At 59.9% G+C, this 15,467-nt stretch carries 18 protein-coding genes; 13 read left to right on the plus strand and 5 right to left on the minus strand.

Features of this window, described 5'->3' with window-relative positions; translation table 11 throughout:
* The 3 genes from cobB to WA367_RS15825 form a co-directional block, all read right to left on the minus strand.
* Positions 1 to 702, minus strand: coding sequence for a Sir2 family NAD+-dependent deacetylase (cobB, locus tag WA367_RS15815; protein WP_336057736.1), 702 nt, complete (start codon positions 700 to 702; stop codon positions 1 to 3).
* Positions 702 to 2,117: a metalloprotease TldD gene (tldD, locus tag WA367_RS15820; protein ID WP_336057737.1), complete on the minus strand. Its 1,416-nt coding sequence runs from the start codon at positions 2,115 to 2,117 to the stop codon at positions 702 to 704. The genes cobB and tldD overlap by 1 nt, the downstream gene beginning before the upstream one ends.
* Before the next feature lie 105 nt (positions 2,118 to 2,222).
* The gene (locus WA367_RS15825; protein WP_336057738.1) at positions 2,223 to 2,732 is read right to left on the minus strand and encodes an invasion associated locus B family protein; all 510 of its coding nucleotides are present in this window, start codon (positions 2,730 to 2,732) and stop codon (positions 2,223 to 2,225) included.
* A gap of 372 nt (positions 2,733 to 3,104) precedes the next feature.
* Here WA367_RS15825 and coxB point away from each other — a divergent pair, with 372 nt between their 5' ends.
* The 12 genes from coxB (at position 3,105) to WA367_RS15885 (ending at position 13,310) form a co-directional block, all read left to right on the plus strand.
* Positions 3,105 to 3,992 carry a cytochrome c oxidase subunit II gene (coxB, locus tag WA367_RS15830; protein ID WP_336057900.1) on the plus strand — a complete coding sequence of 296 codons (888 nt, stop codon included), beginning with the start codon at positions 3,105 to 3,107 and terminating at the stop codon, positions 3,990 to 3,992.
* Positions 3,993 to 4,033: 41 nt separating this feature from the next.
* Positions 4,034 to 5,689, plus strand: a complete 1,656-nt coding sequence (gene ctaD / locus WA367_RS15835; protein ID WP_036481966.1) for a cytochrome c oxidase subunit I — start codon at positions 4,034 to 4,036, stop codon at positions 5,687 to 5,689.
* Between the two features lie 67 nt (positions 5,690 to 5,756).
* A complete protein-coding gene (locus WA367_RS15840) occupies positions 5,757 to 6,689 on the plus strand; it encodes a heme o synthase (RefSeq protein WP_336057739.1) in 933 nt (310 codons plus the stop codon).
* A 4-nt stretch (positions 6,690 to 6,693) separates the two neighbouring features.
* Positions 6,694 to 6,852: a hypothetical protein gene (locus WA367_RS15845; protein ID WP_336057740.1), complete on the plus strand. Its 159-nt coding sequence runs from the start codon at positions 6,694 to 6,696 to the stop codon at positions 6,850 to 6,852.
* A gap of 8 nt (positions 6,853 to 6,860) precedes the next feature.
* Positions 6,861 to 7,472 carry a cytochrome c oxidase assembly protein gene (locus WA367_RS15850; protein ID WP_336057741.1) on the plus strand — a complete coding sequence of 204 codons (612 nt, stop codon included), beginning with the start codon at positions 6,861 to 6,863 and terminating at the stop codon, positions 7,470 to 7,472.
* 1 nt (position 7,473) lies between these two features.
* A complete protein-coding gene (locus WA367_RS15855) occupies positions 7,474 to 8,358 on the plus strand; it encodes a cytochrome c oxidase subunit 3 (RefSeq protein ID WP_336057742.1) in 885 nt (294 codons plus the stop codon).
* Positions 8,359 to 8,456: 98 nt separating this feature from the next.
* Positions 8,457 to 8,840 (plus strand): DUF983 domain-containing protein, encoded by a 384-nt coding sequence (locus WA367_RS15860; protein WP_336057743.1) that lies wholly within the window; start codon positions 8,457 to 8,459, stop codon positions 8,838 to 8,840.
* Positions 8,841 to 9,575, plus strand: a complete 735-nt coding sequence (locus WA367_RS15865; protein WP_336057744.1) for an SURF1 family protein — start codon at positions 8,841 to 8,843, stop codon at positions 9,573 to 9,575.
* A gap of 54 nt (positions 9,576 to 9,629) precedes the next feature.
* The gene (gene ispH, locus WA367_RS15870; protein WP_336057745.1) at positions 9,630 to 10,640 is read left to right on the plus strand and encodes a 4-hydroxy-3-methylbut-2-enyl diphosphate reductase; all 1,011 of its coding nucleotides are present in this window, start codon (positions 9,630 to 9,632) and stop codon (positions 10,638 to 10,640) included.
* A gap of 2 nt (positions 10,641 to 10,642) precedes the next feature.
* Positions 10,643 to 11,611: a homoserine kinase gene (locus WA367_RS15875; protein WP_336057746.1), complete on the plus strand. Its 969-nt coding sequence runs from the start codon at positions 10,643 to 10,645 to the stop codon at positions 11,609 to 11,611.
* Positions 11,608 to 12,054, plus strand: a complete 447-nt coding sequence (rnhA, locus tag WA367_RS15880; RefSeq protein WP_336057747.1) for a ribonuclease HI — start codon at positions 11,608 to 11,610, stop codon at positions 12,052 to 12,054. Before WA367_RS15875 ends, rnhA begins: the two co-directional genes overlap by 4 nt.
* A gap of 83 nt (positions 12,055 to 12,137) precedes the next feature.
* A complete protein-coding gene (locus tag WA367_RS15885; protein WP_336057748.1) occupies positions 12,138 to 13,310 on the plus strand; it encodes a hypothetical protein in 1,173 nt (390 codons plus the stop codon).
* A gap of 34 nt (positions 13,311 to 13,344) precedes the next feature.
* On the opposite strand, the gene WA367_RS15890 is transcribed toward WA367_RS15885, so the two are convergent.
* Positions 13,345 to 13,830 (minus strand): peroxiredoxin, encoded by a 486-nt coding sequence (locus WA367_RS15890; protein ID WP_336057749.1) that lies wholly within the window; start codon positions 13,828 to 13,830, stop codon positions 13,345 to 13,347.
* A gap of 59 nt (positions 13,831 to 13,889) precedes the next feature.
* Entirely contained in the window at positions 13,890 to 14,681 is a 792-nt protein-coding gene (locus WA367_RS15895; protein ID WP_336057750.1) for a protein-disulfide reductase DsbD domain-containing protein, read from the minus strand.
* Between the two features lie 149 nt (positions 14,682 to 14,830).
* Here WA367_RS15895 and WA367_RS15900 point away from each other — a divergent pair, with 149 nt between their 5' ends.
* Positions 14,831 to 15,439 (plus strand): YqgE/AlgH family protein, encoded by a 609-nt coding sequence (locus WA367_RS15900; protein WP_336057751.1) that lies wholly within the window; start codon positions 14,831 to 14,833, stop codon positions 15,437 to 15,439.
* Positions 15,440 to 15,467 lie beyond the last annotated feature (28 nt).

Below are 15,467 nucleotides of genomic sequence, written 5' to 3' on the forward strand. Positions count from 1 at the left end.
CTAGCGCCTCAGTAGTCCATCCACATAGCGCGGCACGACCTTTGTCGCTGGTCCATGGATCAGCTCGCCGAATTGGCGCATGCTTTGCGACGGCTCAAGATTGAGCTCCACCGTATGAGCGCCAGCACGTGCTGCTTCCTGCACGAATTGCGCGGCCGGATAGACATTGCCGCTGGTGCCGATGGAGAGAAAAAGGTCGCAGTCGCGCAAGGCGTCGTAGATGCGCTCCATGTGATAGGGCATCTCGCCGAACCAGACGACATCCGGGCGCATCGAGCCTTTCAGATGGCAACTGGGGCAGGGCGTGGCGGTTGACATGTCGCCCTCCCAGTCATGACGTTGGCCGCAATGGCTGCAAAGGGCGCGCTTCAGCTCGCCATGCATGTGGATGACATTCCGGCTGCCGCCGCGCTCGTGCAGATCGTCGATATTCTGCGTGACCAGCACAAGCCGTTCGCCATAGGCTTCTTCAAGGCGGGCGAGCGCCTTATGCGCGGCGTTCGGCTTCACCTTGGCCAGACCGGCGCGCCGCGCATTGTAGAAATCGTGCACAAGCTCGGGGTCGGCGTCGAAACCTTCAGGCGTGGCGACATCGCGATAGTCGTATTTCGACCAGATGCCATCCTTGTCGCGGAAGGTGTCGACGCCCGATTCGGCCGAGATGCCGGCACCGGTCAGTATGACGATCCGTTCGGGGCGCATCAGGCCTGCGTGCCACCAACTGTCATGCGGTCCATGCGCAGATGCGGCTGTCCGACGCCCACCGGCACGCCCTGTCCAGCCTTGCCGCACATGCCGATACCGGTGTCGAGCTTGGGATCATTGCCGACCATGGAGACGCGGTGCATGGCATCCGGTCCATTGCCGATCAGCATTGCGCCCTTGATGGGGTAGGACACCTTGCCGTCTTCGATCATGTAGGCTTCCGTGCAGCCAAAGACGAACTTGCCGGAGGTGATGTCCACCTGACCGCCACCGAAGGAAACGGCATAAATACCGTTCTTCACCGAAGCGATGATCTCTTCAGGGGTCTTGTCGCCGCCCGTCATATAGGTGTTGGTCATGCGCGGCATGGGTTCATGGGCGTAGGACTCGCGCCGGCCATTGCCGGTCGGCTTCATGCCCATCAGGCGCGCATTCTGCCGGTCCTGCATGTAGCCGACCAGCTTCCCGTCCTCGATCAGCACATTATAGGCAGACGGCGTGCCCTCGTCATCGATGGTCAGCGAGCCGCGGCGCTCGGCAATCGTGCCGTCATCGACGACCGTCACGCCCTTTGCTGCCACCTGCTGTCCCATAAGGCCCGCAAAGGCGGAAGTCTTCTTGCGGTTGAAGTCGCCTTCAAGCCCGTGGCCAACAGCCTCGTGAAGCATGACACCCGGCCAGCCATTGGCCAGAACGATGTCGAAAGTGCCTGCAGGCGCGGGTTTCGCGTCCAGATTGACCAGCGCCTGACGCAACGCCTCGCTGGCAGCAAACTGCCAATTGTCCTGCGCGATGAACTCGCCAAAGCTCGTGCGCCCACCCGCACCGTAGGACCCGGTTTCCTGCCGGTCGCCATCGCCGACAACCACGGAAACGTTGAAGCGCACGAGAGGACGAATGTCCTGCACCATCTCGCCATCGGCACGCATGATCTCCACATGCTGCCAGGAGGCGGCAAGCGAAGCCGTGACCTGGCGCACGCGCGGATCCCTGGCGCGCACCCACGCATCTATTTCTTCAAGAAGCCGCGCCTTCTGCTCGAAGCCCGGTGCCTCGATGGGATTCGCATCGCCATAAAGCTTGGTGTTGGTGCGTTGGGGCGCATCGGCCAGCGTGCCGGAATAGCCGCGCTTGACGGCTGAAACCGCCTCGGAAGCGCGCATGAGCGCCGCTTCGGACATGTCGCTCGAATGGGCATAGCCCGAAGTCTCGCCGGCAACCGCGCGCAGGCCAAAACCCTGATCCGTGTTGAAGCTCGCCGTCTTCAGCCGGCCATTGTCGAACATCAGCGCCTCGCCCTCGCGATATTCGAGGAAGAGTTCGCCATCATCCGCGCCTGAAATCGTGTTGGACACGATGCTTTTCAGCTTCTCGGGCGAACAGTCGAAGGCTTCGATCAATCTGCGGGGCATGAAATCTCCGGCGCTGCTTGGTTCACTTCGACCACATTTAAGGTGGAAGTCCGCCCGCTTCCAGAGGAAAGCGGACGCAGCACCGTCGCACAAGGAGGAGAGGCTCTAGTCGAGCGCGTCGAAGCCTTCGCCAAAGCCCTTGAGGTCAACGGGAATGCCGATGCCTTCCTCGGGCGTCTGGAAAACGATGAAGGTGGCCGCGGTGCCGTTGCGCAGCGTTTCGATCAGCGGCTCTTCCAGAATCACTTCCGCGTAACAGCCGTCCTGGAAACAGCGTACGAAATAGGCTCGGCCCATATCCTCGCCATCCACATGCAGCCCAAGCCCGTTGGGAAGCAGGACGCCGAGCGGCGCCAGAACGCGAAGGATTTCGGCCTTGTCGTCGGCAGTGCGCAGCACCACCACCGAAAGTCCAACCTCGGGCCGGTCTTCGGCGACCACATTCTGCATCATCGCGCATTGCTCGCTAGATGCGCCGGCTGGCGTGTCGCAAATGATGGACCATGCTCCATGGGTCGAGCGTACGGTCCCATTGCCCGCATTCTGTGCCGTCGCAGCTGGAATGCCCAGCGCCAGCGTGGCGATAACCGCAGCGGCTCGTGCAGCAAGTTTCATGAAGCTTGACCTCTTCCCTCGGCGAATCAGGGTAATTTATAATGCGGCCCGCAATGCTGAAAGGGGCCGTGTCAGTTGTAACAGAACCCCGGCACAATCATGGTCGAATGCGACTTTATTGCGAAGGAGGGTTATCGCGCGTGATTGTTCGGGAAATGTGTTGCTGACAGGGCGCGAAAATGGCGGATTTTGTGAAATAGGGCAAAAATGCCGCATGCCAGCGTGCACGCCTTCCTTGCGGTTCAAATGAGAGTATGATTTGAACGCGCCTATCATAATGCCAGAAGTCTCGATGTGGCTTCTGCTGCCATTCCGGCATGGCCGGAGAAGGCGGCCAAGAGCCGGCGCATCGATCAGGAGATGACGAGGGTGATGAGGAAATTTGTTGCAAGCCTTTGGCTTTCCGCGCTGACATTGGGCGCGACGGGAACCGCTCTGGCTGCCCAGCCGGAAGACTGGCAGTACCGCTTCCAGCCGGCCGCGACTGCGATCATGGAACAGATCCAGTGGTTTGAGGCCTATACGCTTTGGTTCATTGTTCCGATCACCATTCTGGTCATGGCTCTCCTGGCCTGGGTGATCGTGCGCTATCGCGCGAGCGCCAATCCTGAGCCTTCGCGCACCAGCCATAACACGCTGATCGAGGTCATCTGGACCCTTGGTCCGGTTCTGGTTCTTCTGTTCCTGGCCATCCCGTCCTTCCAGCTTCTCACCGCGCAGTATACGCCTGAAGAAGAGCCGGAGATCACCATCAAGGCCACGGGCGTCCAGTGGTACTGGGATTACGAGTATCAGGCAGAGGAGGAAGACGCTTCGGTTTCCTTCACTTCGCTGATGCTGCAGGAGGATGACCGCGAAGCAACCGGCAAGGAAGACACTGCGTCCTATCCGCGTCTTCTTGCGGTCGACAACGAAGTCGTGGTGCCGGTTGATACCACTGTGCGTCTTCTTATTACCGCCAGCGACGTGATCCACGCATTTGCCATGCCCGCCTTCGGTCTGAAGGTCGACGCTGTTCCCGGTCGCATCAACGAGACCTGGTTCAAGGCCGAGCGTGAAGGCCTCTATTACGGCCAGTGCTCCGAGCTTTGCGGCAAGGACCATGCCTATATGCCGATCGCTATCCGCGTGGTGTCCCGCGATCAGTACAGCCAGTGGCTTGATGCCGCGGCTGACGATCTTGAAGGCGCCAACCGCGCGCTGATGGCAGCGATCGAGAATGACAAGGACGAGGAGAAGGTCGCTTCCGCCGCTGAATAAGCAGGCGGTTGCGGACCTTTCAGAATTGGAGCGATAAGGAAATGGCAGGCGCTGCGACAACGCACGACACCCACCACGACCACAAGCCGAAAGGCTGGGTGCGCTGGGTCTATTCCACCAATCACAAGGATATCGGCACGCTTTATCTCATCTTCGCCATCATGGCGGGTGTGATCGGTGGTGCTCTTTCCGTATTCATGCGCTGGGAACTGGCCGAGCCGGGCATCCAGATCTTCCACGGTCTGGCTTCCATGGTTTACGGCTATGAAGGCGCTTCTGCCGTCGATGCCGGCAAGCACATGTATAATGTGTTCACCACCGCGCACGCGCTCATCATGATCTTCTTCATGGTCATGCCTGCGCTGATCGGTGGATTTGCCAACTGGATGATCCCGATCATGATCGGTGCGCCTGACATGGCGTTCCCGCGCATGAACAACATCTCCTTCTGGCTCCTGCCGCCGGCATTCATCCTCGTGATGATGTCCATGTTCGTTCCCGGTCCTTCGGGAGGCTTCGGCGCAGGTGGTGGCTGGACGATCTATCCTCCGCTCTCGACCTCCGGTCAGCCTGGTCCAGCGATGGATTTCGTGATTCTCGGCCTTCACATCGCCGGTGCATCCTCGATTCTCGGTGCCATCAACTTCATCACCACGATCTTCAACATGCGCGCCCCGGGCATGACGCTGCACAAGATGCCGCTCTTCGCCTGGTCGGTGCTGATCACGGCCTTCCTGCTGCTCCTGTCGCTGCCGGTTCTGGCTGGTGCCATCACCATGCTCCTGACGGACCGCAATTTCGGCACGGCCTTCTTCGCACCGGAAGCCGGTGGTGACCCGATCCTGTTCCAGCACCTGTTCTGGTTCTTCGGCCACCCGGAAGTTTACATTCTGATCCTGCCGGGCTTCGGCATCATCAGCCACATCGTGTCGACCTTCTCGCGCAAGCCGATCTTCGGTTACCTCGGCATGGCCTATGCCATGGTCGCCATCGGTGCCGTCGGCTTCGTCGTGTGGGCGCACCACATGTACACCACGGGTCTTTCGCTCGACACGCAGCGCTACTTCGTCTTCGCGACGATGGTGATTGCAGTGCCGACCGGCGTGAAGATCTTTTCCTGGATCGCCACCATGTGGGGCGGCTCCATCACCTTCCGTGTTCCGATGCTTTGGGCAATCGCCTTCATCTTCCTCTTCACGGTCGGTGGCGTGACGGGTGTTCAGCTCGCAAATGCCGGTCTCGACCGTGCGATGCATGACACCTACTACGTTGTGGCGCACTTCCACTACGTGCTGTCCATGGGTGCGGTCTTCGCCATCTTCGCGGCCTGGTACTACTGGTTCCCGAAGATGTCCGGCTACATGTACAACTCGTTCCTCGCCCGGGTGCATTTCTGGATCACCTTTATCGGCGTGAACATCATCTTCTTCCCGCAGCACTTCCTGGGTCTGGCCGGCATGCCGCGCCGCTATATCGACTACCCGGATGCCTTTGCTGGCTGGAACAAGATTTCGTCATACGGCTCCTATATCGCCGCCATCGGTGTGCTGGTCTTCCTCTACAGCGTCTTCGAGGCCTTCTCGAAGAAGCGTGTGGCGGGCGACAATCCGTGGGGTGAGGGCGCTACAACGCTCGAGTGGCAGCTTTCGTCGCCGCCGCCGTTCCACCAGTGGGAACAGCTGCCGAAGGTCAAGTAAGCAGCAATAAGTTTCGCACCGCCCGGCTTTGAAAGCCGGGCGGTGCTGAATATCGCAAGAGGATCACATGGCTTTGGTTGAACATGAGCTGATGGAGGATACGTCCAGCCGCCTTTCAGAGGCGATGCCGGGCGATTTCCTCGAGCTTTTGAAGCCGCGCGTCATGTCGCTCGTGGTCTTCACTGCATTTGTCGGCATGGCTGTCGCTCCGGTCACGCCGCATCCTCTTCTGGCCGTTATTGCGGTTCTGGCCATCGCAGTCGGTGCCGGCGCCTCCGGTGCGCTGAACATGTGGTATGACGCGGATATCGACGCAGTGATGTCGCGCACCGCCAAGCGCCCCGTTCCATCGGGCCGCGTTACCCCGCGTGAGGCGCTCGCTTTCGGTCTCGTTCTTTCCGTTCTGTCCGTGCTGACGCTGGCGCTTCTAGCAAATCTGCTGTCTGCCGCTCTCCTCGCATTCACCATCTTCTTTTACGCTGTCATCTACACGATGTGGCTCAAGCGCTCGACGCCGCAAAACATCGTGATCGGTGGTGCGGCAGGTGCGCTGCCGCCCGTCGTCGGCTGGGCGGCTGTGACCAACACCGTCACGATCGAACCGATCGTCCTGTTCGCAATCATCTTCCTCTGGACGCCCCCGCATTTCTGGGCGCTGGCACTCTTCAAGCGCGGCGACTACGAGCGCGCAGGCGTGCCCATGCTGCCGAATGTGGCCGGTGACGCCAATACACGTCTGCAGATCTTTATCTATTCACTGCTCGTCGCAGTAAGTGGTGTGCTGCCGACGATCCTGGGCTTTGCCAGCCTGTTCTACGGCGCGGTCTCCGCGGCCCTTGGCATCTGCTTCATCTGGTATGCATGGAAGGTCTGGCAAAACGCGGGTCGCGACAAGAAGCTGACGGCTGAGAAGCAGCTCTTTGGCTTCTCGCTGCTCTATCTTTTTGCCGTCTTCGCCGTCCTCCTCGTCGACAGTTTCGTCCTGAAGATCTGGGGCTGAGAGAATGGCTGAGGAAGACCGCGTAACACCGACCGAAAAGCAGTTGCGGGCACGCCGCCGCCGCAGTATCGCAATTGCGCTGGCATTGGCTGCATTTGTTCTGCTCGTATATCTCGGCAGTCTGGCCAAGCTTGGCCCGGCCCTTTTCGAAAGGCCCTTGTGAGGTTCGCGATGAGCGCTGATAAGACAAAAGCAGACCAGGAACGCTTCCGCCGCAACCGCAATGTTGCTGTGGCCTGTGCGGGTGTGTTTGTCGGCATGGTGGGTCTGTCCTATGCGGCCGTGCCCCTCTACCAGCTCTTCTGCCAGGTCACCGGATATGGCGGCACCACGCAGCGCGCCGAACAATATTCTGACACCATCCTCGACAGGACAGTTACGGTGCGGTTCGACGCCAACACCAATGGTGGTCTGCCATGGGACTTCAAGCCCATGCAGCGCTCGGTGGAGATGAAGATCGGTGAGACCCTGCAGGTTGCCTATATGGCGAAGAACCTTGCGGGTACGGAAACCGCCGGTACGGCGACGTTCAACGTGTCACCTGCACTGGCAGGAGCGTATTTCAACAAGGTGGAGTGCTTCTGCTTCACCGAACAGACCTTGCAGCCCGGCCAATCCTACGAGATGCCGGTGCTGTTCTTTGTAGACCCGGAAATCGTGAATGTCCCGGAACTGAAAGATCTGAAGACGATCACGCTTTCCTATACCTTTTATCCGCTGAATCAGAGCACGGCCCAGGCGCCGCTGTCTGAAAAAGCAACGAACCAGAAGATCGGGGGATAATATGGCTGGCGCCGAAGCTAAACACCACGACTATCACATCATTGATCCGAGCCCTTGGCCGTTCCTCGCTTCCATGGGCGCATTGGTAATGGCCTTTGGCGGTATCGCCTGGATGCGTTCCGCTGCAGGGCAGACCTTCGAGCTCTTCGGCGTGGATTTTGCCGCGACCAATTTCTGGATCTTTGCAGCCGGTTTGCTGATCGTGCTCTACACCATGTTTGCCTGGTGGGCCGACACGGTGAAGGAAGCCCATGAGGGGCATCATACCCGCGTTGTGTCGCTGCATCTGCGCTACGGCATGATCATGTTCATCGCTTCCGAGCTGATGTTCTTCGTGGCCTGGTTCTGGGCCTTCTTCGATGCAAGTCTCTTCCCCGGAGAGGCTGCCCAGGTCGCGCGCACGCAGTTCACCGGCGGTGAATGGCCGCCCGCAGGCATCGAGGTTATCGACCCGTTCCACCTGCCGCTCTACAACACGATCATCCTGCTTCTTTCGGGCACGACGGTCACCTGGGCGCATCACGCGCTCCTGGAAAATGACCGCAAGGGACTGAAGGCCGGTCTGGCCATTACCGTGGCACTCGGCGTTCTGTTCTCCTATGTGCAGTTCTACGAGTATGTCCACGCTCCGTTTGCCTTCAAGGATTCCATCTACGGCGCGACCTTCTTCATGGCGACGGGCTTCCATGGCTTCCACGTCATTGTCGGAACGGTCTTCCTGTTCGTCTGCCTGCTGCGTGCCATGGCCGGTCACTTCACGCCGCAGCAGCATTTCGGCTTCGAGGCTGCCGCCTGGTACTGGCACTTCGTCGACGTGGTGTGGCTCTTCCTCTTCGCCTTTGTCTATGTGTGGACATCGGCAGGTGCGACCATCGCCGCTCACTAAGAGGCGACACAGTCCACAAGGATCGGGGCGGCTTTGCAAAAAGCCGCCCCAATTTTGTTTCACCACCGACACTGCGACAGGTTGAAGGGGCTTCTCAGGTGACAGACAGGACCGATGCATCGCGCATTTCGCCGGCAGCCGCCGGTTTGAGAGGCAAATGCCCGCGCTGCGGCGATGGACAACTGTTCACTGGTTTTCTGACACTGCGCTCGAACTGCGACCATTGCGGCCTGAACTACGACTTTGCCGATTCCGGCGACGGACCGGCGGCATTCGTCATTCTCATCACCGGTTTCATCGTGGTGGGCCTTGCTCTGTGGATGGAGGTCACCACCAATGCGCCGCTCTGGCTGCATCTGGTATTGTGGGTGCCGCTGACCATCATCCTAGCCCTCGCCGCGCTGCGGCTCATCAAGGGGCTGCTGATCACCTACCAATATGCCAACAAGGCCGCCGAAGGGCGGCTGGAGAACCGCGAATAAATGAGTGCCTCCAGACGTGCCAATGTGATCCTGCTGTCGCTGGCTCTGCCAGCGCTTATTGTCCTGCTGATGCTGGGCAGCTGGCAGGTCAAGCGCCTTCAGTGGAAGGAGGCGCTGATCGCCCGCATCGAAGCGCGCATCAATGCCGAACCGCAGCCGCTGGAAGCCATCGACGATCTCTACCGCAATGGCGGTGACATTGATTACCGTCCGGTCAAATTTTCCGGCCGCTACGACCATTCGCGCGAGCGGCATTACCTTGCGACATGGAAAGGCGAATCGGGTTTCCAGGTCCATACGCCGATGGCGCTGGACGCCGGTGACTATATCTTCGTCAATCGCGGCTTCGTGCCCTATGACCGCAAGGAACCCGCCACGCGCGAGGCCGGCCAACCTGCCGACAAGGTGATGGTGGAGGGGCTTGCACGCACTGCATCCGAGGAAAAACCTTCCTTCATCGTGCCCGACAATGACCCGCAGAAGAACATCTTCTACTGGAAGGACATCGATGCCATGGCCAGCTCCGCCGGTCTTTCGGCCGAGCAGGTGCGCGAATATTATGTGGATGCCGGTCCGCAGGAGAACGAGGGTGGGCTGCCGGTCGGTGGCGTGACGCGCATCGACCTGCCCAACAGCCATCTCCAATACGCCATCACCTGGTATGGCCTGGCACTGGCCCTTGTCGGCGTGCTTCTTGTGTGGTTCTTGAGGCGCGACGAGGAAACTGGCGAATGAGCCGACACCGGCTTACATGCCACCGGACTTGAAGATTTTGCAGGAGCGGCACTGTTGGCCGAATTCGAGAAGAAACCTCTGACCATCCGGCTATGCGGCCCGCGCGGCTTTTGCGCCGGTGTCGATCGCGCCATTCAGATCGTCGTTTTGGCGCTGAAGAAATACGGCGCGCCTGTCTATGTCCGCCATGAGATCGTGCACAATCGCTATGTGGTCGAAGGCCTGCAGGAGCGTGGTGCAGTCTTTATCGAAGAGCTTCACGAGATCCCCGAAGATCACAAGGATGCGCCAGTCGTTTTCTCAGCCCACGGCGTGCCGAAATCGGTGCCTGCGGACGCGCGCGAGCGAAACCTGTTCTATCTCGACGCCACCTGTCCGCTGGTTTCCAAGGTTCACAAGCAGGCCATGCGCCATCAGCGCCTGGGCCGTCATGTGCTGCTGATCGGCCATGCGGGCCACCCGGAAGTCATCGGCACGATGGGGCAGCTTGCAGAAGGTGATGTCAGCCTGGTTGAAACGGTGGAAGAGGCGCAGCGCTTCACGCCTCCCACCGATGTCGAACTTGGCTATGTGACGCAGACGACCTTGTCCGTGGAAGACACGGCAGGCATCATCCGTGCGCTTGAAGACCGCTTTGGAGAGAAGCTTCACGCACCGGCAGCCGAATCCATCTGCTACGCCACCACCAACCGGCAGGATGCGGTAAAGGCCGCGGCTCCCGGTTCGGACCTGTTCCTCGTTGTTGGCGCACCCAACTCCTCCAATTCCCGCCGCCTGGTGGAAGTGGCAGAGCGGGCAGGGGCCGCGCGTGCGCTTCTGGTCCAGCGGGCCAGCGAGATTCCGTGGGAGGATGTCGGCGATATTTCGGTGCTTGGCCTGTCGGCAGGCGCATCCGCGCCGGAAATCATCGTTGACGAGATCATTGCCTCCTTCAAGGAGCGCTTCGACGTGAAGGTCGAACTGGCGATCACGGCGGAAGAGACCGAAAACTTCCCCGTCATGCGCGCGATCCGCGATGTCGAACTCACCCGCGCCGACATGGCCTTCGTCAATGGCAGTCGCTGATCATGGCCGTCTATACCGACATTGCGGAAGAAGAACTGGCCGAGTTCATCGCCGGTTATGATGTGGGGGAGCTTCTCTCCTACAAGGGCATCGCGGAAGGCACGGAGAACACCAATTATCTTCTGCACACCTCCAAAGCCTCCTTCATTCTGACGCTTTATGAGCGTCGTGTGGAAGAGAGCGATCTGCCTTTTTTCCTGGGATTGATGCAGCATCTGGCGGAGAAGGGCGTGACCTGCCCATTGCCCGTCCAGCGCCGCGATGGCTCCATGATCGGTCGCGTTGCAGGGCGTCCGGCAGCGCTCATCACCTTTCTGGAAGGCATGTGGTTGCGCCGCCCGTCCCCGCGCCATTGCCGCGCCGTGGGTGAAGCGCTCGCCAGGCTGCATCTGGCCGCGCTCGACTTCCCTCAAAGCCGCGCCAATGCGTTGGCACCCGCAGATTGGCGACCGCTCTGGGAAAAGGCCAAGCCGCAGGCCGATACGGTCGAACCGGGCCTTGCAGCCGAAGTGGAGCAGGATCTTCAAGAGCTTCTGGAAAACTGGCCGCGCGACTTGCCCGAAGGCATAGTCCACGCCGATCTCTTCCCCGACAATGTCTTCTTCCTTGGAGACGAGGTCTCGGGCCTGATCGACTTCTATTTCGCCTGCCATGATCAACTGGCCTACGACATTGCGACCTGCCTCAATGCCTGGTGCTTCGAGAAGGACCTGTCCTACAACCTGACCAAGGGCACGGCTTTCCTGGCGGGCTACCAGTCGGTGCGTCCGCTGGAGCGTGCCGAGATTGAAGCGCTGCCCGTTCTGGCACGTGGCTCTGCCATGCGCTTCATGCTCACCCGCCTGCATGACTGGCTGGTGCTGCCGGACGGGCCGCTCATCAAGAAGCGCGATCCGATGGAATATATCCGCCGCCTGCGCTTCCACCGCCAGATTGCCTCACCCAGTGAATACGGACTCGAGACCGCGTGAAGAAGATTGAAGTGTTCACCGACGGCGCCTGTTCGGGCAATCCCGGCCCCGGCGGCTGGGGGGCTCTCCTGCGTTACAAGGGCAAAGAGAAGGAGCTTTCCGGCGGAGAGGCTGAGACCACCAACAACCGCATGGAGCTCACCGCAGCCCTTGAAGCGCTCAATGCACTGAAAGAGCCATGCGAGGTCGATTTCTACACCGACAGCGTCTATGTGCGCGACGGTATTTCCGGCTGGATCGAGGGCTGGAAGCGCAATGGTTGGAAGACCGCTGCCAAAAAGCCGGTAAAGAATGCCGAGCTGTGGCAGGCGCTGGATGAGGCACGCCGCCGCCACAAGGTGCATTGGCACTGGGTGAAAGGTCATGCCGGCCATCCCGAAAACGAACGTGCCGACGAGTTGGCACGGGCCGGAATGGCACCTTTCAAGAACGGGCAGATCTGATTTAACCACAATTTTGGTTGTTGTTTTCCTTTTGCCGGAATTCTCTATTCTCCCACTCATCCGAGTGGGGGAGGGTTAGGTGAATGCGTGGGCTGTGGCGCACTTCAATCCAATCGACCGAAGATCTGCTGTCGTCTTACGGCGCCCTTGCCGGCGCATTGCTGCTTGGCTTTTTCACGCTGGCAGCGACGGCTGTCGCGTGGTTTGTACCAATCGCCAACTGGGACATGTTTGCCTATGTCGCGACCGCGCTGGAGGGGCGGTTCTCCGACATCCAGATGCTGCATCAGGCCGCCTATCAGGCCGTAGCCGAGCGGGTGGAAGAGGGTGATTTCCTCGTCCTGACGCAAGACCGTGACTACCGCATCCGCCAATATGCCGATCCTGCAGCCTTCGCCACGATGCTCGGCTTCTACCGTGTGAAGCTTCTCTATGTGGAACTGGCGACGCTGCTGTCGGGTCTGATGCACCCGGTCGACGCGCTGCGCCTGATCTCAACAGCCTCTGCGGCGCTGTACGGATTGCTCGTCATCTTCTGGGCGTGGCAGCGCCAGAACCTCAAACTGGCACCGCTCATTCTGGCCCTTCTGATCCTTGCAGCCATCGCACCGACCGCGCGTTTCGCCGTGCCCGACCTTATGGCTTCGGTTTTCGTCCTTGCGGCCTGTCTGGCTTTCCTGCGCCGGGCCGATCTGCTCGCCGCCCTATGCCTGCTCCTTGCGTTCTTTACCCGTCCAGACCATCTGGCATTTCTGGCGGTTCTGGCCACCATGACAGTCTTTGTGAAGCGGGAAGGCCTGTGGGTTGCGGCCGCCGCTCTTATCGCCTTTGCCAGCTATTTCCTGCTGACCGGCGCGACCGACCATCCCGGCTGGTGGGTGCAGATCTGGTTCACGCATATCGAATATGTGGAAACGCTTGAAGGCTTCTCGCCTGCCTTCTCCGTAATTGCCTATCTGCGCGTCATCATACAGGTGGTCGTGCGGTCGCTGGTGGAAGAAACCTGGGCGGCGATCCTGCTCGTTGAACTCTTCGCGCTCTGGGTACTGCGCTTGCATGGCACCCTCTTCATGGGGCGCGAGCGCTTGCTGCTGGCCGCACTGGTTGCCACCATCGCGGCGAAGTTCTTCGTGATGCCCATGCACGAAACGCGCTTTCATCTTGCCTATATCGTGCCGATCGGCCTGATCCTGATCGATGTGGCGGCGCGCAGCTTCAGGCCCGCAATTGCGCATATGCAAAAGCCGCGCTCCTGAGAACGCGGCTTCAATAAGTTGAGAGTTCAAGAACTCAGATCTGTTCGAGAATCTTCGCAGCGCCACTCTTTTCGGCCTTGCCGGGGCTGTCCTCGACATTCAGCTTCTTCACCACGCCGTCTTCGACAACCATGGAGAAGCGGCTGGAGCGCACGCCGAGACCCGCAACCGAAAGGTCGGCTTCCAGCCCGAGCTTCTTGATGTACTCGCCATTGCCATCTGCAAGAAAGGTGATGTGGTCTTCCGCGCCCGTGAAGCGCGCCCAGGCACCCATCACGTGATGGTCATTGACGGACAGGACGGCAATTTCGTCAACGCCGCGCTCGCGGATCGTGTCGTTATTCTCGACGAAGCCAGGCAGGTGGTTGCTGCTGCAGGTCGGGGTAAAGGCGCCGGGCACACCGAACAGAACCACTTTGCGACCGGCAAAGAAATCTTTCACCTGCACATCTTCAGCACCTTCCGGTGTCGCCTTTTTCAGGCTGCCTTCCGGCAGGCGCTCGCCTACTGAAATCGTCATTCATGATCTCCTGATGCGGTTGGGGTAGAATTGCTCACCACAGATGGTGCCTGCAGGCGCTACTCTTCAAGTGCCAGATGACCGCTAACGGAGCGGCCATCGCCTGAAAGCGTGTAATAGATTGAGGAGGGTGGCGGTTCCGGCAAGCGCGACAATTGTGCAGAGAAGATTGTTTCACTGTCTCTCTGCTCCTGAAGCTGGGGCAGGCTGACAGGCGCGTTTTCCACGGCCACGAAAAGCTGAGGCTCTTCGATCTCCGGAGGGACCTCCACCGCCACACGCAGCACCTTGCCCTCTAGCTGCGCGGAAATGGCCTGAAAGCCTTCGCTCGGTTCCGGTGCCAATTTGGCAAATGCGCCTTCGACACTTACACGATGCGCGAAATTGTCCGGATCGGCTCCCGGATCGAAGGTGAACTCTCCCTGGAAGGGGATGCAGACACTCTCGCAAATGCCAAGAAAGAACGTTCCCTCAAGCTTTTCTGGAGAAGGACCTGCAAATCTGATCTCCAGCGGAAGCGCCACGCTCGTCTTGTAGCCAGCCCAGCTTCCATAGTCCTCATCCACCCGGACCGGCGGCGGAAAGTGGATCTCGTGGCCCTGAACGAGGGAACCGGGAGCAAATTCGATTTGAGGCGGTATCCCGCTGCCGCCCGGCTCCTTCCAGTAGGTTTTCCATCCGGGCTCGAGGCGTATTTCAAGCGCGCCACGCAAGACGCCATCCTCATCCGGCAGACCGCTGGTGACGAGCCGAACCGCGCCACCCGTGCTTTCGATCCAGGCGCTGGATGAGGCAAGTCCAAGGGAGGGAAGGAGGGTTGCGATGGTTGCAAGCAGTAAGGTCTTCTTCATGGCCGCGACTGTGGCTGTCCGAAAGCCTTCACGCAACTGAAGCATGCTGTCGCATGTTCATTTTCATGTGATCCGGCAGGAGCATCATGGGAACAAGCCAATGCCCGGAAAGGTTTCGTTACAGTGACTTATGATGTAATCTTGGTACCATGAAACTCGATGTCGGAACTCCCACCGCCACCCTTGGCGGATCGTTGCAGAACCATTTCCTGGTCGCCATGCCGGGCATGCAGGACGAGCGCTTCGAGCGCACGGTGATCTATGTCTGCGCGCACGGCAGTGACGGAGCCATGGGCATCGTCATCAACCGCTCCAAGGACGTGGGCTTTCAGGACGTGCTTCTGGAACTCGGCATCTTGGACGACGAGGAATCCATCCGCCTGCCTGTCGCCGCGCGCAATATGGCTGTCCGCAATGGCGGCCCGGTAGACAAGGGGCGCGGTTTTGTCCTGCATAGCGGCGACTATCAGGTCGAATCATCCATGCCGGTCTCCGACAATGTGTGCCTGACGGCGACGATCGACATCCTGAAAGCCATTTCGACCGGGCATGGACCGCGCCAGGCGCTCATGGCGCTCGGCTATTCCGGCTGGGCTGGAGGTCAGCTAGAGGCAGAGATTGCGGAAAACGGCTGGCTTGCCTGCCCCGCAACCCCGGATCTGCTGTTTGATGGCGATCTGGAGAGCACCTATGACCGCGTGCTTGCATCCATCGGCGTGGACCCGTTGCGCCTCAGCCAGTCAGCCGGACACGCCTGAGCGGGTCGCGGCGCCTTCCGATTGGATG

This window comes from Nitratireductor sp. CH_MIT9313-5 (assembly GCF_037029545.1).
Lineage (GTDB): Bacteria > Pseudomonadota > Alphaproteobacteria > Rhizobiales > Rhizobiaceae > Chelativorans.